This window comes from Pannonibacter sp. SL95, assembly GCF_026672425.1.
GTDB lineage: Bacteria > Pseudomonadota > Alphaproteobacteria > Rhizobiales > Stappiaceae > Pannonibacter.
Window position 1 is genome coordinate 602501 of the sequence record NZ_JAPPRC010000003.1, and the last position, 25865, is coordinate 628365.

A 25865-nucleotide genomic window follows, 5' to 3' on the forward strand; every position below is an offset into this window, starting at 1 on the left:
TTCCTCAAGCGTTGCGAAAGCGATGGTTCCGCACTTGACCGCGCGGATCGTTGAAAGAGCCTCGAGAAACTGGTCTTAAAATCGATGACCTGTTTGCACTGGTTGGCCTTTGGCTGGCTGGTGATCAAACATGGAATGGACATCGATAATGAGAGTGATCAAGCGTCTTAAGGGCATTTGGTGGATGCCTTGGCGACAAGAGGCGATGAAGGACGTGATACGCTGCGATAAGCGTCGGGGAGCTGCGAATGAGCTTTGATCCGGCGATTTCCGAATGGGGCAACCCACTCCGTATGGAGTACCCGCAAGGGGGCAAACCCGGGGAACTGAAACATCTCAGTACCCGGAGGAAAGGACATCAACAGAGACTCCGCTAGTAGTGGCGAGCGAACGCGGACCAGGCCAGTGGCCTAGTTTTAAGAACCGGAACCGTCTGGAAAGTCGGGCATTATTGGGTGATAGCCCCGTACGGGTAGAAAGAAACTAGGTCCTCGAGTAAGGCGGGACACGTGAAATCCTGTCTGAACATGGGGGGACCACCCTCCAAGCCTAAGTACTCCTTGTCGACCGATAGTGAACAAGTACCGTGAGGGAAAGGTGAAAAGCACCCCGACGAGGGGAGTGAAACAGTTCCTGAAACCGGATGCCTACAAACAGTTGGAGCCCGAAAGGGTGACAGCGTACCTTTTGTATAATGGGTCAGCGACTTAATTTAACGAGCAAGCTTAAGCCGATAGGTGTAGGCGCAGGGAAACCGAGTCTGAATAGGGCGACTTAGTTCGTTGGATTAGACCCGAAACCGGGTGATCTAGCCATGACCAGGTTGAAGGCACGGTAACACGTGCTGGAGGACCGAACCCACGCCTGTTGAAAAAGTCGGGGATGAGTTGTGGCTAGGGGTGAAAGGCCAATCAAACTCGGAAATAGCTGGTTCTCCGCGAAATCTATTTAGGTAGAGCGTCGACCGAATACCCTCGGGGGTAGAGCACTGGATGGGCTATGGGGACTTACCGTCTTACTGATCCTAACCAAACTCCGAATACCGAGGAGTACTAGTCGGCAGACACACAGTGGGTGCTAACGTCCATTGTGAAAAGGGAAACAACCCTGACCGCCAGTTAAGGCCCCCAAATCATGGCTAAGTGGGAAAGGATGTAGAACTCCCAAAACAACCAGGATGTTGGCTTAGAAGCAGCCATCATTTAAAGAAAGCGTAACAGCTCACTGGTCTAAATAAGGGGTTCCGCGCCGAAAATGTAACGGGGCTCAAGCCATGTGCCGAAACTGCGGGTGCACGTAAGTGCGCGGTAGCGGAGCGTTCCGTAAGCCAGTGAAGGGAGACCCGTGAGGGCTCCTGGAGGTATCGGAAGTGCGAATGCTGACATGAGTAACGACAAAGCGGGTGAGAGACCCGCTCGCCGAAAGTCCAAGGGTTCCTGCTCAACGTTAATCGGAGCAGGGTTAGCCGGCCACTAAGGCGAGGCCGAAAGGCGTAGTCGATGGGAATGCAGTTAATATTCTGCAGCCTGCGGGTGGTGACGGATGCCGTGTATCGTATCCCCTTACTGGATTGGGGATGCGGTGAAGGTGTCCCGGGAAATAGCCCCCGCGTATAGACCGTACCCTAAACCGACACAGGTGGACAGGTAGAGCATACCAAGGCGCTTGAGAGAACTATGCTGAAGGAACTCGGCAAATTGCTCCCGTAAGTTCGCGAGAAGGGAGCCTTCTGGTTGGGCAACCAGCCAGGAGGGGCACAGACTAGGGGGTGGCGACTGTTTATCAAAAACACAGGGCTCTGCGAAGTCGCAAGACGACGTATAGGGTCTGACGCCTGCCCGGTGCCGGAAGGTTAAGAGGAGGTGTGCAAGCTCCGAATTGAAGCCCCGGTAAACGGCGGCCGTAACTATAACGGTCCTAAGGTAGCGAAATTCCTTGTCGGGTAAGTTCCGACCTGCACGAATGGCGTAACGACTTCCCCGCTGTCTCCAGCATAGGCTCAGTGAAATTGAATTCCCCGTGAAGATGCGGGGTTCCTGCGGTCAGACGGAAAGACCCCGTGCACCTTTACTACAGCTTCACACTGGTATTCGTGTCGACATGTGTAGGATAGGTGGTAGACGTTGAAGCGAGGGCGCCAGCTCTCGTGGAGTCATCCTTGAAATACCACCCTTGTCGTCATGGATATCTAACCGCGATGTAACAGCATCCGGGACCGTGTGTGGCGGGTAGTTTGACTGGGGCGGTCGCCTCCCAAATGGTAACGGAGGCGCGCGAAGGTGGGCTCAGACCGGTCGGAAATCGGTCGTCGAGTGCAATGGCATAAGCCTGCCTGACTGCGAGACTGACAAGTCGAGCAGAGACGAAAGTCGGCCATAGTGATCCGGTGGTCCCTCGTGGAAGGGCCATCGCTCAACGGATAAAAGGTACGCCGGGGATAACAGGCTGATGACCCCCAAGAGTCCATATCGACGGGGTTGTTTGGCACCTCGATGTCGACTCATCGCATCCTGGGGCTGGAGCAGGTCCCAAGGGTATGGCTGTTCGCCATTTAAAGCGGTACGTGAGTTGGGTTCAGAACGTCGCGAGACAGTTCGGTCCCTATCTGCCGTGGGTGTAGGAGAATTGAGAGGATCTGTCCCTAGTACGAGAGGACCGGGATGGACGAACCTCTGGTGGACCTGTTGTGGCGCCAGCCGCAGTGCAGGGTAGCTATGTTCGGAATAGATAACCGCTGAAAGCATCTAAGCGGGAAACTAACCTCAAAACAAGTTCTCCCTGAAGAGCCGTGGTAGACCACCACGTCGATAGGAGGCATGTGGAAGCGCGGCAACGCGTGAAGCTGAGCCTTACTAATAGCTCGTTCGGCTTGATCACTCTCATTAATCAATGTCCATTCCATTCTAAAGCGCTCACGGGCGCTGCCCTCCGCGAGGGCGGCCAAACGTGGCCGGCGCGCGTCGCGCTTGCGGACCTTCGGTCCGTCAAGTCCCTCGATAGTCAGGGAAATGCGCCAAAATCATCGATGCCTCAAAAGGCAAAAAGACCAGTTCCTCATCTGTCTGCACTTCGCCGGCCTGGTGGCCCCAGCGGGGGGCCCCCACCCGATCCCTTCCCGAACTCGGCCGTGAAACCCCCCAGCGCCAATGGTACTTCGTCTCAAGACGCGGGAGAGTAGGTCGCCGCCAGGCCTGCAAAGTCCAGACAAACCTCTCAACACTCAAGACATAACACCCGCGGAAAATCCGCCAAACACCTCAACGCGGGGTGGAGCAGCCCGGTAGCTCGTCAGGCTCATAACCTGAAGGCCGCAGGTTCAAATCCTGCCCCCGCAACCAAATCAGCCAAAGAAAAAAACATCCCTCCCAAATACACCAACAGTGAAATAAGAATAAAACAGGAACAAATATCAGGGGGAGACAAAGCACAGGACAAAATGTCAGTGCGAAGACCAATGTGCAGGCAAATGCGCATGAAATTTGTGCAGGCAACATCGTTGCGCCGCCTTTGCTGCGCCCCATAATGGGCCATGGAGTCCTTGACCGTCCTTGTAATCGACGAAAACCAGATCCGCGCCTCGATCATCGAGCGCGGCCTGAGGGAGGCTGGGCATGAGCGGGTCATCCTGATGTCGAGCATGGATGGACTGCTGCGCCGTATCCTCGAGATCGATCCCGATGTGATCGTCATCGATCTGGAAAATCCGAACCGCGATCAGCTCGAACATCTGTTTCAGGTCTCCCGTGCAGCGCAGCGGCCAATCGCGATGTTTGTCGACCGCTCCGACAGCGGCATGCTGGAGGCCGCCGTTGATGCCGGGGTGTCGGCCTATGTGGTTGACGGGCTCAGGCAGGAGCGGGTGAAGCCGATCCTCGACATGGCGATTGCGCGGTTTAACGCCTTCGCCCGCCTGCAGCGCGAACTGGTGGATGCGCGCAATGCCCTGGAAGAGCGAAAGATCATCGAGCGGGCCAAGGGCATTCTGATGTCTTCGCGCGGGCTGTCGGAGGCAGACGCCTTCGCCCTGCTGCGGCAAACCGCCATGAACGAGAAGAAGAAGATGGCGGACATCGCACAAAGCGTTGTCACCGCGGCCAGCCTGCTGCTGTGAGCCGCCGCCGACAGGGAGCCTGAGGATATGAACGCAAGCCCCACAGCTTTCTCCAGCGTTCCGCCCGCCCCAGCGCTTGGCCGACGCGAGACGCGGCTCGTGCGCGCCGGCTTCATTCCGCTCGTCGATGCCTCGATCCTGATTGCGGCATCGGAATTGGGCTTTGCGGCAACAGAAGGACTGCAGCTTGATCTGGTGCGCGATGTGTCCTGGGCCAATGTTCGCGACCGGCTTGCCTTCCGGCAATTTGACGCTGCGCACATGCTGGCACCGATGCCTGTGGCTGCCCAGCTGGGGCTAGGCTCCAATCCGGCACCGGTGGTCACGCCTTTCGCGCTCGGCCGTGGCGGCAACGCCATCACCTTGTCGGTCCGGATCTATGACGGGATGCGTCAGGAGGCCGGGCTATCCGGCACTGCCGATGCGCTGGCCTGCGCCAAGGCGTTTGCCCGGCTGGTGGCCAGCCGAAAAGCGGCAGGCGCGCCTCCCTTGACCCTCGGTGTCACCTATCCGTTTTCCTCGCATAATTATGAGTTTCGCTATTGGCTGGCGGCCGGCGGTGTCGATCCGGATCGCGATGTCCGGCTGATCGTCGTCCCGCCGCCCATAACCACGGATGCGCTGGAGGCCGGGGCGATTGACGGTTTCTGTGTCGGCGCGCCGTGGAACATGATGGCCTGCGAGCGAGGCGTCGGACGTATTGTGGCTGCGAAGCAGGATATCTGGCCGCTCGCGCCGGAAAAGGTCATCGGTCTGCGGCCGGATTACATCGAAGCCAACGAGGACACGGTCCTGCGTTTGCTGCAAGCGCTGGACCGGTCCGCCCGCTGGTGCGCCGACCCGGAGCACCACGACGATCTAGCCCGGATCCTCGCCCTGCCGCAGCATCTTGCGGCGCCGGTCGCGATCCTGCGCCGGGTGCTGGCCGGTGAATTCTGCCTTGATGACAAAGGCACGCTGCGCCGGATCGAAGGCTATTTCCGGTTTCATGGGCAAGGGGCGAACCGCCCGAGCCCGCCTCAGGTGCTGTGGATCTACAGCCAGATGATCCGGTGGGGCCAGGCAAGCCATTCCGCCGCCGGTGAAGTGATGGCTGTCTCCGCCTGCCGTAGCGATCTTTATGACGCCGCACTGGGGCCCAACGCTGAACAGGAGCTGGATCCGTCCCTCTTTGCAGTGACACCCTTTATGGACGGCCTGGTGTTCGATCCTGCAAACGTCATGGCGCATGTCGAGGCTGCAGCCATTCGCCAGCAAGGCCACGTCATTGCCGGTGCGCCAAGCGAATAGGCAGCCTCGTTCTTGTGCAGTTGAATTGTTGCGATGCAGTATCTGCTCAATATTCAGTCCATGACGCTCGCAGCGCTTTATTAAGAATTCTCGTGAAATCCGTTTGAAATCATATGTTTGCTGCAGTGCGACCAGTCTGGCACGCCTGTTGCAATAATTAGGGTAACTCCGGTCAACGAGGATCGGGGAAAACGGGCGCGGGGAACGCTCCCACCAATGACACCGACGTCGCTTGGTTTGCTGCCGAACACCGCAAGGAGGTTTGGCGCAGTCACCGGGCGGCGTTTTTTGTTTTCCAGAGACCAGTTGCTTCCAGAGGGACACGATCATGACGACAGGTTCAGGAACCGGATTTACCCGCCGCGGATTGCTCAAGACATCGGCAGCAGCTGCCCTGATCGCCGCAGTGCGCGCAAGCTTTCCGTCCGGCGCCTTTGCTGCCGGGGCAGGTCCCGAAGTGACCGGTCTCAAGCTGGGCTTCATCGCCCTGACGGATGCTGCACCGCTCATTATCGCCAAGGAAAAGGGCATCTTCGCCAAACACGGGCTGCCGGACGTCGAGGTGCTGAAGCAGGCCTCCTGGGGCGCGACGCGTGACAACATCGTTCTTGGTGGTGCTGCCAATGGCATTGACGGGGCGCATATCCTGACGCCGATGCCCTATCTCATGCACACCGGGAAGGTGACACAGAACAACGTGCCGGTTCCGATGGCCATCCTCGCGCGGCTCAACCTGGACAGCCAGGGTATCTCAGTTGCCAAGGAATATGCCGGTTCGGGCGTTGGCCTGGACGCTGGCCTCCTGAAGGAAGCCTTTGCCGCCAAGAAGGCCGCAGGTGGCGAGGTCAAGGTTGCGATGACGTTCCCGGGCGGGACCCATGACCTCTGGCTTCGGTACTGGCTGGCCGCCGGTGGCATCGATCCGGACAAGGACGTCTCGACCATCGTCGTGCCGCCGCCGCAGATGGTGGCCAACATGAAGGTTGGCACCATGGATGCCTTCTGTGTCGGCGAGCCGTGGAACGAGCAACTCGTCAACCAGGGCATCGGTTTCACGGCCTGTACCACGGGCGAACTGTGGAAGGGGCACCCGGAAAAGGCATTGGGCGTGAGAGCCGACTGGGTCGAGGCCAACCCCAATGCCGCCAAGGCCCTGCTGATGTCGGTGATGGAAGCCCAGATCTGGGCTGACAGCATGGAAAACAAGGAGGAAATGGCCGAGATCCTGGGCAAACGGCAGTGGTTCAACGTTCCGGCCAAGGATGTGCTGGGCCGCCTCAAGGGCACCATCAATTACGGCAACGGCAAGGTCGTCGAGAACTCCGGCCTTGAGATGAAGTTCTGGCAGGGGGCGGCGTCCTATCCCTTCAAAAGCCACGACGCCTGGTTCCTGACCGAAAACATCCGCTGGGGCAAGTTTGCGCCGGACACGGACCTGAAGGCCCTCGTCAATGCGGTCAACCGGGAGGACATCTGGCGCGCGGCGGCGGCCGATCTGGGTATTGCTGACATTCCGGCCGGTGTCTCGCGTGGCAAGGAAGTCTTCTTCGACGGCAAGGTCTTCGATCCGGAGGACCCGGCAGCCTATCTCGCCAGCCTTGCGATCAGCCGCCTAGCCTGATGTCGGGCCTGACATTTGGCCTGAGCCGATCCTCGTGCCGGGCGGCACCGCCGCCCGGACTCCCGACCTCTGAAGGAGACCGGCATGTCCGTTGCACAAATCCATCCCGCAAAGCCTGCTCCGGCCAGCGTTGACGCCCGGCCGATGACGCCGCAGGCCCGCATCCTGTCGTTCATGCCGCGCAAACCCGCCGAGGGCAGCCTTGCCCGCTTGCCACAGCTGCTGCGCCAGCTTGGCGAGAGCCTGCTGCCGCCGCTGATCACGCTGGCAGTTCTGCTGGCCGTCTGGGAGGTTCTGTGCTCCAGCCCGACCGCCCCGCTGCCGCCGCCCTCCCGTGTTCTAACGGAAAGCTGGCAGATCATCGCCGATCCGTTCTACCGGGGGCAGGGCACCGATCAGGGCATGTTCTGGCAGATCCTGGCCTCGCTGCAGCGCGTTGCCATCGGCTATTCGCTTGCGGCCATCGCCGGCATCGCCCTTGGTGTGCTGCTCGGTCAGAGCCAGTGGGCCATGCGCGGCCTTGATCCCATCTTTCAGGTCCTGCGCACCGTGCCGCCGCTGGCCTGGCTGCCCCTGTCGCTGGCCGCGTTCCAGGACGGGGCGCCGTCGGCGATCTTCGTCATCTTCATCACCGCGATCTGGCCGGTGATCATCAACACCGCTGCGGGCGTGCGCAACATTCCGCAGGATTACCAGAACGTCGCCCGGGTGCTGCGCCTCAATGGCTTCGAGTACTTCGGCCGGATCATGCTGCCGGCGGCGGCGCCCTACATCTTCACCGGCCTCAGGATCGGGGTCGGGCTGTCGTGGCTGGCCATCGTCGCGGCCGAAATGCTGATCGGCGGCGTCGGCATCGGCTTCTTCATCTGGGATGCGTGGAACTCGTCGCTGATCAGCGACATCATCGTGGCGCTGATCTACGTCGGCGTTGTCGGCTTCTTCCTCGACCGTCTCATTGCCCTTGCCGGGCGCCTCATCACCCGCGGGACCGCAACGGCCTGACCGGAGGACTGGACATGGCTCAGCACTATCTCACTCTTGAACTGGTCGACAAGTCGTTCCAGCGCGGCGGCACCAAGACCGAAGTGCTCACGCAAGTCTCGCTCGGGGTCGCAAAGGGAGAGTTCATCTCCATCATCGGCCACTCGGGCTGCGGCAAGTCGACCTTGCTGAACATCATTGCCGGACTGACGCCAGCCACCTCCGGGGTCGTCTTTCTGGAAGGCAAGACCGTCGATGCGCCGGGACCTGACCGCGCGGTAGTGTTCCAGAACCACAGCCTGCTGCCGTGGCTCACTGTCTACGAAAACGTGGCGCTGGCTGTAGGCAAGGTGTTCCGGCGTACCAAGTCCCGTGCCGAGCAGCACGACTGGATCCTGCATAACCTCGATCTTGTGCAGATGGGACATGCCCGCGACAAGCGGCCGGGAGAGATTTCGGGCGGCATGAAGCAGCGTGTCGGGATCGCGCGGGCGCTGTCGATGGAACCGAAGGTGCTGCTGCTGGACGAGCCCTTCGGCGCGCTGGATGCACTGACCCGGGCACATCTGCAGGATGCGGTGATGGAGATCCATGCCCGGCTCGGCAACACGATGATCATGATTACCCATGATGTCGACGAGGCGGTGCTCCTGTCCGACCGTATCGTGATGATGACCAATGGCCCTGCGGCTCGCATCGGCGAAGTTCTGGACGTGCCGATTGTCCGTCCGCGCAACCGCATCGAGCTGGCCGGTGACCGCACCTATCTCAAGTGCCGCGAGGCCGTCCTGAAATTCCTCTACGAGCGGCATCGCTTCGTGGAAGCGGCGGAGTGATCCCCATGCGCCAGAAACTCGTCATCATCGGCAATGGCATGGCCCCGGGGCGGATGCTGGAGCATCTCTTCGAGCTTGCGCCCGATCTCTACGAGATCACCATTTTCAACGCGGAACCGCGCGTCAACTACGACCGGATCATGCTGTCGCCGGTCCTCTCGGGCGAAAAGACCTTTGAGGACATCGTGATCCACGGGGATGGCTGGTACATCCGCAACGGGATTACCCTCTACAAGGGGCACCGGATCACCGCCATCGACCGTGCGGCCCGCACCGTCACCTCCGATCAGGGGGCGACGGCCGCTTATGATCGGCTGATCATCGCCACAGGGTCTGTGCCGTTCATCCTGCCCGTGCCGGGGGCGGACCTGAAAGGGGTCATCAGCTACCGCGATCTCGATGACGTCGATGCCATGCTTCTGGCTGCGCAATCGCGCGAGACCGCAGTCGTGATCGGCGGCGGATTGCTCGGGCTGGAGGCTGCTGCCGGGCTGAAGGCGCGCGGCATGGATGTGACTGTCCTGCATGTCATGCCGAGCCTGATGGAACGCCAGCTGGATCCGGCCGCCGGATATCTCCTGCAGCGCTCGCTCGAGGCCAGGGGCATCAAGGTGATGACCCGGGCCAAGACGCAGGCACTGCTGCCGGATGCACAGGGCAAGGTCCGGGCCGTGGCCCTTCAGGATGGCACGGAGGTGCCGGCAACGCTGGTCGTCATGGCCGCCGGCATCCGTCCCAATGCGGCCCTCGGCCGTCTGGCTGGACTGGAGGTCAATCGCGGCATTGTCGTTGATGCCCACATGCGCAGCAGCGATCCGTCGATCTATTCGCTGGGCGAATGCGCGGAGGTCGGCGGCCAGGTCTATGGTCTGGTCGCCCCGCTGTACGAGATGGCGCGGGTTCTGGCGGGAGAGCTGGCCCGCGAGGTGACCGGCGCGGAGCCGGCGCCCTTCGTGCACCAGGACACGCCGACGAAGCTGAAGGTCACCGGGATTGATCTCTTCTCGGTCGGTGACTTTGCCGATGGCGATGACCGGGAAGAAATCGTGCTGCGCGATGCCAGCGCCGGCATCTACAAGCGCCTGATCCTGAAGGACAACCGGATCATCGGCTCGGTCCTGTTCGGCGATACCGGCGATGCGGCATGGTTCACGGACCTGAAGAAGAAGGCGACGGATGTTACGGACCTGCGCGACACCCTGATCTTCGGCCAGGCCTATCAGGGAGGGGCCGCGCTGGACCCTACGGCGGCCGTTGCAGCGTTGGCGGATGATGCGGAAATCTGCGGCTGCAACGGCGTGTGCAAGGGAACCATCGTCTCGGCCATCACCGCCAAGGGGCTGACCACGCTGGAGGAGGTCAGGGCGCATACCAAGGCTTCGGCCTCCTGCGGCAGCTGCACGGGCCTTGTCGAGAAGGTGATGCAGCTGACCCTCGGCGACCGGTTCCAGGCGCAGGCCGTGAAGCCGATGTGCGGTTGCACCACGCATAGCCATGATGACGTCCGGCGGCTGATTAAGGCCAAGCAACTGAAGTCGATCCCCGCCGTCATGCAGGAGCTTGGCTGGTCCTCGTCCGGCGGCTGCGCCAAGTGCCGGCCGGCGCTCAACTACTATCTCGTGGCCGACTGGCCGGGCGAGTACGAGGACGACTATCAGTCGCGTTTCATCAACGAGCGCGTCCACGCCAATATCCAGAAAGATGGCACCTATTCCGTCGTTCCGCGCATGTGGGGCGGCATGACCTCGGCGGCCGAACTGCGAGCCATTGCCGATGTGGTCGACAAGTTCGCGATACCGGCAGTCAAGGTCACCGGCGGCCAGCGCATCGACATGCTGGGCGTGAAGAAGGAGGACCTGCCCGCCGTCTGGGAAGATCTGGGCAAGGCCGGTTTCGTCTCGGGCCACGCCTATGCCAAGGGCCTGCGCACGGTGAAGACCTGCGTCGGTTCTGACTGGTGCCGCTTCGGTACGCAGGATTCCACCGGGCTCGGCATCCGGCTGGAAAAGTTCCTCTGGGGCTCGTGGACCCCGGCCAAGGTGAAGCTCGCCGTTTCCGGGTGTCCGCGCAATTGCGCCGAGGCCACTTGCAAGGACGTCGGCGTCATCTGCGTCGACAGTGGGTTCGAGATCCACTTCGCCGGCGCGGCCGGGCTGGACATCAAGGGCACCGATGTTCTGGGTCTCGTCCCGAGCGAGGATGAGGCGGTGGAGACCATCACGGCGCTGATCCAGATGTACCGCGAGCAGGGCCACTATCTGGAGCGGATCTACAAGTGGGCCAAGCGCATCGGCCATGACGAGGTGCGCCGCCAGATCATGGACGATCGCGACCGCCGCCGCGCCTATTTTGACCGCTTCGTCCAGTCGCAGGCCTTCGCACAGACCGACCCGTGGTCCGAGCGTGTTTCGGGCAAGGACAAGCATGAATTCCGGCCGATGGCCGTGCTGGGACTGGAGGCGGCCGAATGAACGCGATGACCAGGGACTGGATCGAAATTGGCCTCCTCACCGACATCCCGAAGGAGGGCGCCCGCGTCGTGAAGACGCCAGCGGGATGCGTCGCCCTGTTCCGCACCGGCGAGGACGAGGTCTTCGCGCTCGACGACCGATGCCCGCACAAGGGCGGGCCGCTCAGCCAGGGCATTGTCCACGGCCGCTTCGTCACCTGTCCGCTGCACAACTGGGTGTTCGATCTTGCGACAGGCCTCGCCCAGGGCGCCGACGAGGGGGCCGTGGCCACCACGCCGGCGCGGGTCGAGGGGGGGCGTGTCTACCTTGCCCGGTCGGTGCTGGCCCGGAGAGCGGCCGATGACTGAAACGGTGACGCGCACCACCTGTCCCTATTGCGGCGTCGGCTGCGGTGTCCTTGCCACCCGCCAGGCGGATGGCTCGGTGCTCGTGGCCGGCGATCCGACGCATCCGGCCAATTTCGGCCGGCTCTGCTCCAAGGGCTCGGCGCTTGCCGAAACCCTGTCGCTGGACGGACGTCTGCTCCATCCGGAGATCGGCGGCCGCCGCGCCAGCTGGGACATGGCGCTGGACGTTGTGGCGCGGCGCCTCGCCGAGACGGTGGCGCAGCATGGGCCGGACAGCGTCGCGCTCTACGGCTCCGGCCAGTTGCTCACCGAGGATTACTATGTCGCCAACAAGCTGATGAAGGGCTTCATCGGCACGGCCAACATCGACACCAATTCGCGCCTCTGCATGGCGTCATCGGTTGCCGGCCACCGGCGCGGCTTCGGCTCCGACACGGTGCCGGGGTGCTACGAGGATCTGGAACTGGCCGATCTGGTCGTGCTGGTGGGCTCCAATCTGGCGTGGTGCCATCCGGTGCTGTTCCAGCGGCTGGAGGCGGCCCGTGCGGAGCGCCCCAGCCTGCGCATCGTCACCATCGACCCGCGCCGCACCGCCACCAGCGAAATCGCCGACCTGCATCTCGGTTTGCGGCCCGACGGGGATGTGGCGCTGTTCGCCGGCTTGCTGCGCTATCTTGCCGAAGCCGGGCGGCTCGATGAGGCCTATCTGGCCCGGCACACCGGCGGGGTGGAGGCGGCCCTTGCGGCGGCGTCGGCCTGCGACATCGCCACCGTTGCCGCCGCTTCCGGTCTTGCCGCCGCCGATGTCGGCCGCTTCTACGAGCTGTTTGCGCGCACGGAAAAGGTCGTGACCGTCTACAGTCAGGGCGTCAACCAGTCCGTCTGCGGTACGGACAAGGTCAACGCCATCCTGAATGTCCATCTGGCCACGGGCCGGATCGGGCGGCCAGGCAGGGGGCCGTTTTCTGTCACCGGCCAGCCCAATGCGATGGGCGGGCGCGAGGTTGGCGGTATGGCCAACATGCTGGCCGCCCATATGGATCTCGACAACCCTGTGCATCGGGACATCGTGCAATCCGTCTGGGCTGCGCCGCGCCTTGCGGCCAGGCCGGGCCTGAAGGCGGTCGACCTGTTCGAGGCCATTCATGCCGGCCGCATTAAGGCCGTCTGGATCATGGGCACCAACCCTGTCGACAGCCTGCCCGACGCCAACAGGGTGGCGGAGGCGCTCAGCCGCTGCCCCTTCGTTGTCGTGTCCGATGTCATCCGTGCCACCGACACCGCCCGTCATGCCCATGTGCTGCTGCCGGCGGCGGCCTGGGGCGAGAAGGATGGCACGGTGACCAATTCCGAACGGCGCATTTCGCGCCAGCGTGCCTTCCTGCCGCTGCCGGGCGAGGCGCGGCCCGACTGGGCGATCCTGTCCGCAGTCGCCCGGCGCATGGGGCATGTCGCGGGCTTTGCCTATGACGGCCCGGCAGCGATCTTTGCCGAGCACGCGCGGCTGTCCGGCACGGGCAATCATGGCAGCCGGGATTTCGACATCAGCGCCCATGCCGGCATTACGGCCGAGGACTATGATGCCCTTGCCCCTTTCCTCTGGCCGCAGCCGGCCGGGACAACCGGTGTGGCAGGGCAGGGCGGGCGCCTGTTCGCAAAAGGGGGCTTCTTCACGTCCGATGGCCGGGCGCGCCTTGTGGCCGTGACGCCGCCAGTTCCGGCGGTGGTCGGCTCGGGCTGCCTTGTCCTCAACACCGGCCGCATCCGCGACCAGTGGCACACCATGACCCGGACGGGCCGCACCGGACGGCTGTTCGCGCATATCGCCGAGCCGTTTGCCGAGATCCATCCCAATGATGCGCAGGCGCGGGGGATCGCGGCGGCGGATCTCGTGGTGCTGGACAACGCACAGGGCGAGGCTGTCCTGCGCGCGGTCGTGACCGACCGGGTGCGCCCCGGCGAAGTCTTTGCGCCGATGCACTGGACCGGCCAGTTTTCCGCAAGGTCGCGGATTGACGTGCTCGTGTCAGCGGCAACGGATCCGCAGTCCGGTCAGCCGGGCCTGAAGCGCAGCATCGTCGGCCTGCGCCGTCTGGAGGCGAGCTGGTATGGCTTTGCGGTTCTCGCCGGGGTGCCGGCTCACCTGCCATTTGCCTATTGGGCCGTTGCTCCCCTCGGAACCGGCCGCCGCGACGATGGCCAGCGGCTGGAGTTCGCTGCGCTCGAGGACGCGGAACCCGAGGCGCTGGCCGCCGGGGTGTTGCAGCGCTGTGGCCATGGGACGGAGAGCCTCTCGTTCCAGTCGCGCGGCGATGGTCTTTACCGGGCGATGGCTTTCCTGGACGGGCGGCTCGTCGGCGCGGTGTTCCTGGCACGCCAGCCGGTTGCCGTGTCGCGCAGCTGGGCCAGCGGCCTCATGGGCCTGGCTGCGCCGACGCCGGCCAACCGCTGGAAACTGCTGGCCGGGCGGCCGGGCGCTGACCAGCCGGACAAGGGCGCCATCGTCTGCTCGTGTTTTCAGGTGGGGGCCAACGAGATCCGCGGGGCTGTTGCCGCCGGGATCACGACCGTCTCCGGGATCGGTGCCAGCCTCAGTGCGGGCAGCAACTGCGGCTCGTGCCGGTCCGAAATTGCCCGGCTGATTGCCGATATGATGGAACTGCAGGAGGAGGCCACGCATGTTGCCCGTTCAGCCTGAATTGCATGCTGCTGCGTCTCGTCCTCGCGCGGCCCGGATGGACCCTCTGGCCGTTCTCCCCGTCTTCCTGCCCCTGGCGGGGCGCAAGGTGGTCCTCGCCGGCGGCGGCGAGCCGGCGGCCTGGAAGGCCGAGCTGCTGCTGGCCACCGGGGCGGAGCTGCATCTGCTGGCGCCTGACCCATGCCCGGATCTGGTCGACCTGCTTGCAGATCCTGCACTGGCGCCTCGCATCCGTCATTCTGCAAGGGACTGGACGCCCGCCGATCTGGACGGAGCGGCCCTGGCGGTCGCCGAGGTTGCGGAAGATGCGGAGGCCGCAGCTTTTGTGGCAGCTGCGCGGGCGGTCGCCGTTCCGGTCAACGTGATTGACCGGCCAGAGCATTGCCAGTTCCAATTCGGCGGCATCGTCAACCGCTCGCCGCTGGTGGTGGGCATTTCCACCGACGGGGCCGCGCCCGTGCTGGGGCAGGCGGTGCGCCAGCGCATCGAGACGCTGCTGCCGCGCAGTCTGTCGGCCTGGGCGGGCTTTGCCGGGCGGATCCGGGGCCATGTAGCTGCCGCGCTGGGCCAGATACGTCAGCGCCGCCAGTTCTGGCAGCACTTTTCCGATCTCGCCTTTGCCGCAACCGCTGCACCGTCAGGGGAGGTCGAGGCAGATGCACCGGCCTTTGTCGACCGTCTGACAGCCGCGACGACGACCATCGGCGAGGTGACACTGGTGGGGGCGGGGCCGGGCGATGCCGGGCTTCTGACGCTTGCCGCGATGCGGGCGCTGCAGGCAGCAGATGTGATCCTCTTCGATGATCTTGTCAGTTCCGAGGTGCTGGAACTCGCCCGCCGGGAAGCAAAGCGCCTCCTGGTCGGCAAGCGCGGCGGACGCGAGAGCTGTGCGCAAGGTGACATCAACGACATGATGGTCTCGCTGGCCCGCCAGGGTCGCAAGGTGGTGCGGCTGAAGTCGGGCGACCCGATGGTCTTCGGCCGGGCGGGCGAGGAGATCGCCCGGCTGGAGGCGGAGGGCATTCCGGTTCATGTGGTGCCGGGCATCACGGCCGCCTCGGCCATGGCGGCGCGGCTCAAGGTTTCACTCACCCACCGCGATCACGCTCAGACGCTGCGCCTGATGACAGCCCACTCGCGGTCCGGCGGCCTGCCCGGGACGCTGGATCTTGACGCGTTGTCCAGCGAGGCGGCGACCACGGTCTTCTACATGGGCCGGCGCATGGCCGACAGCCTCCGCTTGCGGCTTCTTGCCGAAGGCGTCCGCCCGGATCTGCCCGTCGTCGTCCATGCCAATGTCAGCCGGCCCGACGAGCGGATCTGGTCCGGAAGGCTGGCCGACCTGACCAGCGACGCGATGACCGCCTTTGGTGACGCGCCGGTGCTGATCGGTCTTGGATCGGTGTTCGGCAAGGTGGCGGCGGGGCTTGCCCAGTCATCCACTCGTCTTCCCGGCGACCTTTCAGGGAGCATTGCGGAGTTCCAGCTCAAGGCTGGCTAAGCCGTGGGCGTCAGGACGCGGAGCTCTTGGAATTGCTTCGTAGCTGCCGTTCGATCTCGATCAGGCGCTGCTTGCGCCAAAGGCCGCCGCCATAGCCGGTCAACGCGCCATCGGCGCCGATGACACGGTGACAAGGGATCATCAGGGCGATCTGGTTGGCTCCATTGGCACGGGCCACGGCGCGTGTTGCCGAGGGGCGTCCAATCTGCCGCGCGATGTCGGAATAGCTGCGCGTCTCGCCCACCGGGATCTCGCGCAAGGCGTCCCAGACCTGCCGGGTGAAGATGGGTGCGGTGAGTGCCAGAGGCGTCGCGAACCGGCCGGAGCGGGCTGCAAAATAGTCGGCGAGTTCGCTCGCCGCCTGTTCCGAGGGCGGCAGGGCGCCTATGCCTATTCCTTCCTTTGAGCCTGCCTGCAGCCGTTTCAGCTCTGCAGGCAGCCCCTTGCGATCAACAAACTCCAGAAGGTGCAGATGGGTGCGGCTGCTGACTGCGATCATGTCGCCGAGCGGTGTCGCAATCCAGGTCGCGCGCAGAAGCCGGTCGGCACGCAGGTCTGCAGGCGCGCAGCCCAGCAGACGCGCGAATGCCGCGCGAAAGGCGCTGGCCGACGAGAAACTCGCCTCGTGTTGCGCCGCGATCACCTTGCCGCCCTCCGCAAGCGTTTCGAACCCTTCCCGCAGGCGGCGTTGCCAGGCCATCTCCAGGAACGTCATGCCGAAATGGCGCTTGAAACTGCGCCGGACCGTGGAGAGGTCAAAGCCGAGCTGTTCCACATGGACTTCCGACCAGCGCAAGTCCGGCCGCTCGTCCAGTGCGGCCAGCAGGGCGGCAATGGCCGGGTCGGCAAGGGCGGCTGCCTGAAGCGGATGGCAGCGCTTGCAGGGCCGGAAGCCGGCTTCGATGCACGCGCCAATCGTCGGATGGAAGCTGCAGTTTTCCCGCTTCGGCTTGCGCGCCGGGCAAGTCAGGCGGCAGAAGACACCGGTCGATGCCACGCACACGAAGGCCTGGCCGTCGTAGCGCGCATCCCGGGCGAGTAGGGCAGCGTAGAGGGTGTCGTGGTCTGGTAGGTCGAACAACATGTCTCAGCTTCTACATCAGCCTTGCGTGCAGCAACGCCGATTTTCGGGCGTCTAGTTCTTTTTGTCGGTGAGGTTTGCACCGCCCGGAGGGAGATCGTCTGGCACCCGGTGAATCTGGCATAGGGGAGGCGGCCCGACCAGCTCGCCGTTGCCATCACGCTCTGGCGTCAGTCTCGTCGTCGGCGCGTCGCGGGCCGGGCGGCACGCGCAGGCGGATGGTCAGTCGGCGGTTGCTGGCGGGACCGCGAAGGACGCCGTGCAGGACAAGCTTGCCGTCCTCAACAGGCAGGTTCACCCCGTCCAGATCCGCAGAGGCGATGCCGTGACCGCTGCCGCCTGGATTGAGGATTGTCACCAGGAGGCGTTGTCCTTCGAGGGTGATATTCGCCTTCACCTTTGGCCAGCGCCGGGGAAAGCAGGGATCGAAGGCGAGGCTGGAGCCTGACCGCGTCAGGCCGACAAGGCCCTCGATCCCGGCACGATACATCAGGCCCGCCGAACCCGTATACCAGGTCCAGCCGCCACGGCCTTCGTGTGGGGCGGTGGAATAGACATCGGCCGCAACCACATAGGGCTCGACCTTGTAGCGTGCCGCTGTCTGCGGAGTAAGGGCATGGTTGATGGGATTCAGCAGCGCAAAGAGTGCGCCGGCTGCATCGCCATTGCCCTGCCTGCATTGGGCGAGGATTGCCCACATCGCCGCATGACTGTACTGGCCGCCATTTTCGCGCAGTCCCGGCGGATAGCCCTTGATATAGCCGGGATCCTGCGAGGTGGCGTCGAAGGGCGGCGTGAACAGCAGGGCCAGCCCAGCGTCCGGGCGGATCAGATGTTCACTCAGGCTCGCCATCGCGGTGGCCGCGCGAGCCGGGTCTGCAGCCCCGGACAGGACCGCCCAGGACTGGGCGATGCTGTCGATGCGGCACTCCAGCGAACTGGCTGAACCCAGCAGCGCCCCGTCGTCATAGGTGCCACGCCGATACCAGGCTCCGTCCCATCCGTCGCGCTCGATGGCCACGCGCAGCGCCGCTGCATGGTCGCTCCAGCGCTGTGCACGCAGCGGGTCACGGGTGACCGCATGGGGCATCATCCCGTCGATGGCGGCAATCAGCAGCCAGCCAAGCCAGACGCTCGTGCCGCTGCCGCCACTGCCCACCCGGTTCATACCGTCATTCCAGTCGCCTGTGCCGATCAGCGGCATGCCGTTGGCCCCAGTCAGGGAGATGGCGAGATCAAGTCCGCGCGCGCAATGTTCGAAGAGACTGGCCGACTGGTCGGAGGGAGCCGGCTGAAAGAAGGCGTCATGGGCACCGTCAGCGAGCTTTGGGCCGTCAATGAAGGGAACATCCTCCTCCAGGATGGCGCTGTCGCCGGAGACATCGATGTACTGCGCGACACCATAGGCGAGCCAGATGCGGTCGTCCGATATTCGCGTGCGCACGCCCTGGCCGGAATGGGGCATCCACCAGTGCTGGACATCGCCCGCGGGAAACTGCCGGCCGGCGGCCCGCAGCAGATGGGCGCGGGTGATCTGCGGCCTGAGGGCTGTCAGGGCCATGCCATCCTGCAACTGGTCGCGAAAGCCGTAAGCGCCACTGGCTTGATAGAACCCGGCGCGGGCCCAGATCCGGCAAGCCAGGGTCTGGTACAGAAGCCAGCCGTTCAAGAGGATATCCATGGCCCGGTCAGGAGAGGTTACCTGGACACTGGTCAGGAGGGTCTCCCAATGTTCGCTGACCGCAGACAGCGTTGAAGCGGGCGCAATGGCGCGATGTCGCTGGACAAGCGCTCGCGCCGCCTCCGGGGATGCGGCCTGTCCGATGAGGAACACGACATCCACACTCCCCCCCGGCGGAATGATCACATGCCTTTGCAGGGCTGCGCAGGGATCGAGCGCCGGGCCGGTCCGGCCGGAAAGCGGGAGATGGCCAACCCCGGCAGGCCTGGAAAGGTCTCCGCCCTGGCCGATGAACTCGGTCCGGTCCGCCGTGAGGCTGGCGGTCCCGGCGCCGAAGTCAGCGAAGGCTGTGCGTTGAGGAAAGGCGATGGAATAGGGGTTCTGCGCCAGGATGGCTCCGGTGTCGGTATCTCTCGTCGTTATCACATGCGTCGCTGTCGCACTGCGGGATGGTCCGAGCGTCCAGTCCGCAAAGGCCGTGAGAGACAGCCTGCGCGCCCGCTTGCTTGTGTTGTTGAGCGTCAGGACCGAGATCTTCACGGGGTCATCCAGCGGGACGAACATCAGCAGCGACGCATCAATCTCATGTGCGCCGTGTTCGAACCGGCTGTAGCCGAAGCCGTGCCGGGCGATATACGTGCCCTCACTGCGGATCGGCAACGCGGTAGATGTCCACAGGGCGTCGCTGTCGAGATCATGGATGTAGATGGCCTCGCCAGCCGGGTCGCCGACCGGATCATTCGACCAGGGCGTCAGCTGGTTCTCGCGGCTGCTTTCGGCCCAGACACTGCCGCTGCCATCGGCTGACACGAGAAAGCCGAGTGAAGGGTTCGCAATGACGTTGATCCAGGGCGCGGGCGTTGTCTGGCCGCCGCGAAGGATTGCAACATATTCCCGCCCGTCTTCGGCAAAGCCGCCGATGCCGTTGGAGAACTCGAGCGCCGGCAGGGCCACAGGCTTGCCGGAGCCGGCACGTTCAACATTCAGCTGCCGTTGCAGTGGCGCGGCAGGCGGTGTTGCGAGGGCATCGATCTGGTCGCCGATCCGGCCGCGGCTGGCAACGAGCACCACCTGGGCGACCGACAGAAGCAGGGCGCGGGCCTCGGGCAGCACAAGGTCTGCCCGAAGAGTATGGATCATCCCCTGGGTCGTCCCTTTGCGCGCCTCGCTGCGCGGACGCAGCTGGGCGGAGCGGACGGCCTCGTCAATCACCGACTGCATGTCCTGCAGGTAGGACGCGGAATGGTCATTGAGGATCACAAGGTCGATGTCCAGCTGGTGCATGCGAAGATATTCGTGCGCGGCCAGCACCTCGTGCAGGCTGGCGGCGTCCTCGATGTCGGCGATGAGGAACAGCACAATCGGCAGATCGCCCGAGATGCCGAGCGGCCAGAGTGACGACTGAGGTCCTACGCCAGCTCTGATCAACGCAGAAGATGAGCGCAGGCCGGGATCGCGGCAGGCAATCATGCCGCCGAGTTGCTGGAAACTGGCGGCGGCCGCGGGGGAGACGCCGTGGTGACGCAGTTGCACCTGGCCTTGCGTCCAGGACAGGGTGACCGCGCGTTCGAAGGCGGAAGGGTCACGGTGCCGGTCCACCTGGTCCAGCAGGGCTTCAGGCGTGTCGGCAACGACAGTCCAGAATGTGACCCTTGCGCTGCCGCCGGAGGGGACGCGGATGCGCCGCCGCAGGGAGAAGATCGGGTCCAGGACTGTCCCTGTCGTGTTTGAAAGCGGCGCTGCAGCCATTGCCGCCGTGGCGATGGCCCGACCGCGGCCAATGAAGCGGGCCCGGTCCGTCTCGTATTGCACGGCCGCAGTTTCCTCGCCTTCCACGACAGCGATATGCGCCGCCCAGACTTCAGGATCCTCCGGCGCGCGGCGACGGCGGGTGGCGATGACAACGCCAAGCTCGGGCAGGAAATCGGTCACGACGAACATCTTGGAAAACGCCGGATGGGCGATGTCGGCGGCAAGCGGGGCGAGCACCAGTTCGGCGTAGGACGTCAGATCGAACTCGCGCGCGTCCGGACCGGTGTTGATCAGCGTCACGCGCCTGGCTTCCGCGTCATCCTCTGCCGAGACCACCACCTCTGTGGTCATGCTGAGCCGCTTGCCAGTGTAGTGGAAGGCCGCGTGATGCTCGCAGAACACCGCCCGGTGACGGTCGTGTCCGGCCCGCGTCGGCTGCACGGCAGCGGACCAGCGGGCGTCAGTCCCGACCTCGCGAGCAAAGATGAAGGAGCCGAGCGTCGCTTGCGTGGGATCATTTCGCCAGCGGGTTATGGCCATATCCTTCCAGCGGCTATACCCGGCGCCGGTCGGGGTCAGCGTGACGCCATAGCGTCCGTTTGACAGGAAGTGTCCGGTTCTTTCGCATGAGGCCGGATCATCAAAGCGCCGTACCACGGGGATGACCGACGTCTCGACGGCCGCGGTTTCGACTTCCTCGGCACGCGGTCTTGCAACGGTCGCATCGCGTGGCACCCGTTCCTGCAAAAGGAGTTCGACCGCCCGGATGATCGGTTCGGCATGGAACCGGGCACGCAGGCGCCCGTGTTGCAGGCTGTTTGCAATCGCGGCGATCGTCATGCCCTGGTGATGGGCCATGAAGCTGCGGACGATGCTGTGGGCCTGTCCAGCTGGGATCCGTGATGGCGTGAAATCAACCGCCTCATAATAGCCGTAGCGACCTTGTGCGCCGAGGCTGGAGAGTCTCTCCAGGTTTCGCATGGCGGCCCGGGGAGCGACCATCGCCGCCAATGCCGTGGCATAGGGGGCTATGACCCGGTTGGCGCTCAAACCGCGCTTCAGTCCCAACCCCGGAACACCGAAGTTCGAGTACTGATAGGTCATCTCGAGATCGCGGGCATTGTAGGAGGATTCCGAGATGCCCCACGGCGTTCCGGCGGTCGCCCCATAGGCGATCTGACGGGCAACGATCAGCCGGTTGGTCTGCTCCAGGATCGAGCCAACGGGGGCGCGCATGACCAGCGAGGGCATGAGATACTCAAACATGCTGCCGGACCAAGAAATCAGGGCAGATCCAGCTCCGATCGGCGTCGCGATGCGTCCGAGATGGAACCAGTGCCGGGTTTCGAGATCGCCTTTGGCGATCGCAAACAGGCTGGCGAGGCGCGCCTCCGACGCAAGAAGGTCGTAGCAACTGGGATCGAGCGTGTTGGTTGCGACCGAGAAGCCGATCGACAGCAGCTTCTTCTCCGTGTCCTCGAGGAACCTGAAATCCATATCCAGCGCCAAGCTGCGGGCCTGGCGTTCGATCCGTATGAGTTGCTCGTTGTTGTCGTCAGGCCTGCTGTCCAGGTGTCCTGCAATGCAGTTTCGCACCGCGTTGCACCAGAACGTCAGTTCACCATCGGCCTCGCTTTCGACGCTCGCCAAGTCGGCTGCTGCATCGGCGATGGGCAACAGGGTCTCGAACGGATGCCCGTGCTCCAGCGCATGTGCCAGTTCGTCCAGCCGGTCAGCAACCTCTTTGGTTTGCGGTGTTGACGCTTGTCGCGCGAGAGCCAGCGCGTCAGCGGCCCCTTTGCGTTTCTCCTGGAGCTGCACCGGGGCGTGTTGCCATTCCTGACAGGCCTGCGCGACGCAGAGCAGGTGCCCGGCCAGATTGCCGCTGTCCACCGAGGACACATAGGCCGGATCCAGCACCCTGAGGTCGCGAGTGTCGTACCAGTTGAACAGGTGGCCCCTGAAACGCGGCATGCTTTCGACGGTTCGCAGGGTCTCTTCCAGCCTGTCGACGGCAGTGTGCTGGCTGATCCAGCCGAAGTCGCGGGCAACGGTAACCGAGAGCAGGTACAGCCCGATGTTTGTCGGGGAGGTCCTGTGAAAGGCGACGGGTTTCGGAACTTCCTGGAAGTTGTCGGGCGGGAGGAAGTTGTCGGCCGCCGTCACGAAGGTCTCGAAATAGCGCCATGTCCGGCGGGCAATCAGGCGCAGCGCCAGAACGTCGGTGGCGGCAGGGGGCGCATCGGACGGCTGGATCCAGGGCTGGCTGATGCGGTGGGCGAGGACAGGGGCAGCAAGCCAGAGGAGCGCGAAGGGAACGACTGCCGGCCAGGCGGACGGATTGAGCACTAGCGCTGTGCCGCAGAGGCCAAGTCCCAGCACCAGCCCACCCAGCATCTGACGATAGGTCGTGCGAAGCCCGGGACGTGCCGTGCTCGCAGAGGCCGCTGCCGTCACCCATTGCAGCATGTGCTTGTGCGTCAGGCCGAGGCGGACAAGCGTCCGTCCGCAGGCATCCAGCATTTGCCAGGCGGTATCGGCCAGAAAGGCTGTATTGAAAGTGATCAACGCAAGGGCGGTCCGGCTGTCGGCACCGATGGCGGCGAAATGGCTGCGTGACGTGACGCCGGCGCGGCCGGGAAGGACAGCAAACGGCAGGCCAACCAGATGCGGCAAGGCGAGCATCACCAGGACTGCTGCTGTCCAAGCAATCGCAACCGGCAACGGCTGCAGCCAGCCGGCCGCCAAGGCTGCGACAGCACAGGGCGCTACGATTGCGCGGCGCAGGTTGTCGATCATTTTCCAGCGGCCCACCGCGGGCAGGCCGTTCGTGCGGGTCCGTCCAGCCTGGAACAGCCAGGGCAGCAACTGCCAGTCGCCGCGCACCCAGCGGTGCTGGCGTCGCACAGCGACATCGTAGCGGACCGGGAACTCCTCGACGAGGTCGATATCCGAGGCCAGACCAGCCCGGGCGAATGTCCCCTCGAACAGATCATGGCTCAGAAGGGCGTTCTCCGGGATGCGGCCGGCCAGGCTGTCTTCAAAGGCGTCGATGTCATAGATGCCCTTGCCGGTGAACGAGCCTTCGCCAAACAGGTCCTGATAGACGTTGGAAACGGCTGCGGCATAAGGTTCGATGCCGCCCGGGCTCGAAAAGACCCTCTGAAACAACGACCCTTCTGTACCGGTTGGCAATGCCGGCGTAACCCGAGGCTGCAGGATGGCATAGCCGGACGTAACGCGTCTGCTGCCAGGATCAAAGTTGGCACGGTTCAGTGGATGGGCCATCTTGCCGATCAGGCGAACGACCGTGTCCCGCATCAGGCGGGTATCTGCATCCAGGGTAATCACATAGCGCAGGTCCTGCGGCATTCGCTGGTGGGCGAGGAAGCTGGTGTCTGTCGCGCCGCGCAGCAGGCGATTGAGCTCGTGCAGCTTTCCACGCTTGCGCTCCCACCCCATCCAGACGCCTTCAGCCGGGTTCCAGCGGCGGTGCCGATGCAGGAACAGGAAGCGGTCGCCGTGCGCTGAGGGATAGGCCGCGTTGAGCCGCGCCATGGCCGCCGCTGCTTCGGCAAGCAAGTCGGCGTCCTGCGGCGTCGTGCAGGTGGGTGCGTCCGGACCGTCTGACAGAAGCGCATAGTGCAGCGCCCCACCGCCGCTGGAGAGATGGTGGACTTCCAGCTGGTCGATCTGGGTCAGGAGGTCCTGTGTGCTGCGAAGCAGGACTGGCACCGCAACAAGCGTGCGCAGGTGCGGCGGAATTCCCTTGGCCAGATCCAGGCCGGGTAAAAGCTTTGGTCGCACGGTTCGCGTGATGGCGAGATTGACAATGGCCGTGCCCGCCTCCGTGGCGCAAATGAAGCCTGTACCTGCCAGGGCGGCCAGTGCCAGACCATGTGCGCCGGACACCCACAGCGCAAAGCCAAGCAGGGCCAGGGATGTTGCCAGAAGGGCTCCGAGGTAGCCTTGCAATCCGGTTCTCGCCAGAAAGCGCCCCGCCTGCATCCGGGCAGAGGGGTGAAATCCGACTTTGCGCTCCAGAATCTGCCGTCCGGGGCCGATCAACCCATTGCCCGGGTCGCCCCTGTCGGCGCCGTCACCGGTTTCGGCAAGATCGAGTGCAGCCTCGGCGACGCCGATCTCCGACACGGCCGAGCCTCGTGCCAGGACTTCGATGGCGGTGCGATAGGCATTGCGGGTGGCAAAATCCAAAGCGGCGAAATCGGAACGACTGCGCAGACATGTGTCGATCAGGCTGACATCCTCGACAAAGTCCGCCCAATCCAGTTCGGAGGCCAGCCGCATGCTGGTCACGATGTTGCGCATCGTCACATTGGAGGCGCCCTGCCGGAGCTGGGCGTTCTGCACCACAACCTCGACCGTTGTGCCCTGTTGACGCAGTCGCTCCACAAGCCATCCATGCAGCTGGGTTTCGGCCGGGTCAAAGCCGCGCAGCCGTTTGGCGATCTGGGCGGCAATGATTTCAGACAGCGGCGCGCCATCGAGCGCAGCGGTTGCTGCAAGCACGTCCGCCGGGGATGATCGCGTCTTGCTGCTGCGGGCCGCCAGGGCCTGATCGACAATGGTGTCCGCGATCTGCCGCAGGTCGTTGCCTTGGGTGATCTGCTCGGCGAGGCGGCGCATGTTCTCGATCAGAACGATGCGCAAGGTAATTGCCACCGCCCACAGCTCGCCAATGGTGAGCGGGCTGACCTGTTGATAGGAGCGGACAAAGCGGGCGAGCACCGGCCCGGACAACAGGCTGTCCGTGTGCGCGACATAGGCCCAGACCAGCCCGAGAACCCTTGGGTAGCCGGCGAAGGGGCCGCTCGCCAGTTTGGGCAATTGCCGATAGTACCCCGGTGGCAGGTCGTCGGCGATCTGGCGCAGCTGCTGTTCGACCAGGTGATAGTTGTCCAGGAGCCATTCGGCCGCCGGGGAGATCGGCCTTCCTGCCTGAAGGTTCCTGGCGCAGGACCGGTATGCCGAAAGCAGAAATCTGGCGTTCCGGGCGACACGGTCTGTCAGCAATGGAACGCGCCGATAGCGCTGCTCGCCCTGTGACTGCGCCGCCGCCAGTGACAATGCATGGTGTTCAAGCCTTTCGGCTCCGAACAGCTCGGAGCGGATGACCGTCTTGTCGTGCCAGACACCCGGAGACTTCCAAAAGGTGAACACCGTCGCAGTCAGATGCTCGTGCCAGCCAGTCCAGAAAAGCATCCGGCTCATTCGGGGCGAACCTGCACTTGTCGCGATGCGGACGGCAGGGGCGATCCGGTCATCTGCGCCGGTGATCTGTCAGCTGCCAGTTTGCCATGGGTCTGAGCCGGCACCTGTTCAAATTCGATGACGAGGGTTGTGCGATCCGGCCTGATCCGACGAGCCATCGCCATCCATTTGATCTCGATCTGATCCCAGTTCATGATTTTCTCCTTGAGTGAAGTCAGGTCCCCGTCATGTTGCTGCGTGGACTGAGGGCAGAAGGACGAAAC

The 25865-nt window shown here is 63.9% G+C and carries 12 protein-coding genes, 1 tRNA gene and 2 rRNA genes; 12 read left to right on the forward strand and 3 right to left on the reverse strand.

The window, feature by feature from the left end; all coding sequences use genetic code 11:
* The first annotated feature begins 156 nt into the window (after positions 1-156).
* The 12 genes from OVA12_RS03350 to cysG all read left to right on the forward strand — a co-directional run bounded on the left by OVA12_RS03350 (position 157) and on the right by cysG (position 15856).
* Positions 157-2877: ribosomal RNA gene (locus tag OVA12_RS03350) — 23S ribosomal RNA — on the forward strand.
* Positions 2878-3076: 199 nt separating this feature from the next.
* Positions 3077-3191 (forward strand): 5S ribosomal RNA (gene rrf, locus OVA12_RS03355).
* 70 nt (positions 3192-3261) lie between these two features.
* Positions 3262-3338, forward strand: a tRNA-Met gene (locus tag OVA12_RS03360).
* Positions 3339-3529: 191 nt separating this feature from the next.
* Positions 3530-4111: an ANTAR domain-containing response regulator gene (locus OVA12_RS03365; protein ID WP_268134486.1), complete on the forward strand. Its 582-nt coding sequence runs from the start codon at positions 3530-3532 to the stop codon at positions 4109-4111.
* 27 nt (positions 4112-4138) lie between these two features.
* The gene (locus OVA12_RS03370) at positions 4139-5401 is read left to right on the forward strand and encodes a CmpA/NrtA family ABC transporter substrate-binding protein (protein ID WP_268134488.1); all 1263 of its coding nucleotides are present in this window, start codon (positions 4139-4141) and stop codon (positions 5399-5401) included.
* A 328-nt stretch (positions 5402-5729) separates the two neighbouring features.
* Positions 5730-7022, forward strand: a complete 1293-nt coding sequence (locus OVA12_RS03375) for a CmpA/NrtA family ABC transporter substrate-binding protein (RefSeq protein WP_268134490.1) — start codon at positions 5730-5732, stop codon at positions 7020-7022.
* 174 nt (positions 7023-7196) lie between these two features.
* Positions 7197-8024, forward strand: a complete 828-nt coding sequence (gene ntrB, locus OVA12_RS03380) for a nitrate ABC transporter permease (RefSeq protein WP_442793843.1) — start codon at positions 7197-7199, stop codon at positions 8022-8024.
* Between the two features lie 14 nt (positions 8025-8038).
* Positions 8039-8839: an ABC transporter ATP-binding protein gene (locus OVA12_RS03385; protein ID WP_268134492.1), complete on the forward strand. Its 801-nt coding sequence runs from the start codon at positions 8039-8041 to the stop codon at positions 8837-8839.
* A gap of 5 nt (positions 8840-8844) precedes the next feature.
* A complete protein-coding gene (gene nirB, locus OVA12_RS03390) occupies positions 8845-11310 on the forward strand; it encodes a nitrite reductase large subunit NirB (protein WP_268134494.1) in 2466 nt (821 codons plus the stop codon).
* Between the two features lie 5 nt (positions 11311-11315).
* Positions 11316-11657 (forward strand): nitrite reductase small subunit NirD, encoded by a 342-nt coding sequence (gene nirD, locus OVA12_RS03395; RefSeq protein ID WP_268136993.1) that lies wholly within the window; start codon positions 11316-11318, stop codon positions 11655-11657.
* Positions 11650-14355, forward strand: coding sequence for a nitrate reductase (locus OVA12_RS03400; protein ID WP_268134496.1), 2706 nt, complete (start codon positions 11650-11652; stop codon positions 14353-14355). The genes nirD and OVA12_RS03400 overlap by 8 nt, the downstream gene beginning before the upstream one ends.
* On the forward strand, positions 14336-15856 hold the full coding sequence (cysG, locus tag OVA12_RS03405) for a siroheme synthase CysG (protein WP_268134498.1): 1521 nt from the start codon (positions 14336-14338) through the stop codon (positions 15854-15856). The genes OVA12_RS03400 and cysG overlap by 20 nt, the downstream gene beginning before the upstream one ends.
* A gap of 10 nt (positions 15857-15866) precedes the next feature.
* Here the strand turns inward: cysG and OVA12_RS03410 are convergent, their stop codons facing one another.
* The 3 genes from OVA12_RS03410 to OVA12_RS03420 form a co-directional block, all read right to left on the reverse strand.
* Positions 15867-16940: a bifunctional transcriptional activator/DNA repair enzyme AdaA gene (locus OVA12_RS03410; protein ID WP_268134500.1), complete on the reverse strand. Its 1074-nt coding sequence runs from the start codon at positions 16938-16940 to the stop codon at positions 15867-15869.
* 154 nt (positions 16941-17094) lie between these two features.
* On the reverse strand, positions 17095-25602 hold the full coding sequence (locus tag OVA12_RS03415) for a GH36-type glycosyl hydrolase domain-containing protein (RefSeq protein ID WP_268134502.1): 8508 nt from the start codon (positions 25600-25602) through the stop codon (positions 17095-17097).
* Positions 25599-25796, reverse strand: coding sequence for a hypothetical protein (locus OVA12_RS03420; protein ID WP_268134503.1), 198 nt, complete (start codon positions 25794-25796; stop codon positions 25599-25601). The genes OVA12_RS03415 and OVA12_RS03420 overlap by 4 nt, the downstream gene beginning before the upstream one ends.
* Between the last annotated feature and the right edge of the window lie 69 nt (positions 25797-25865).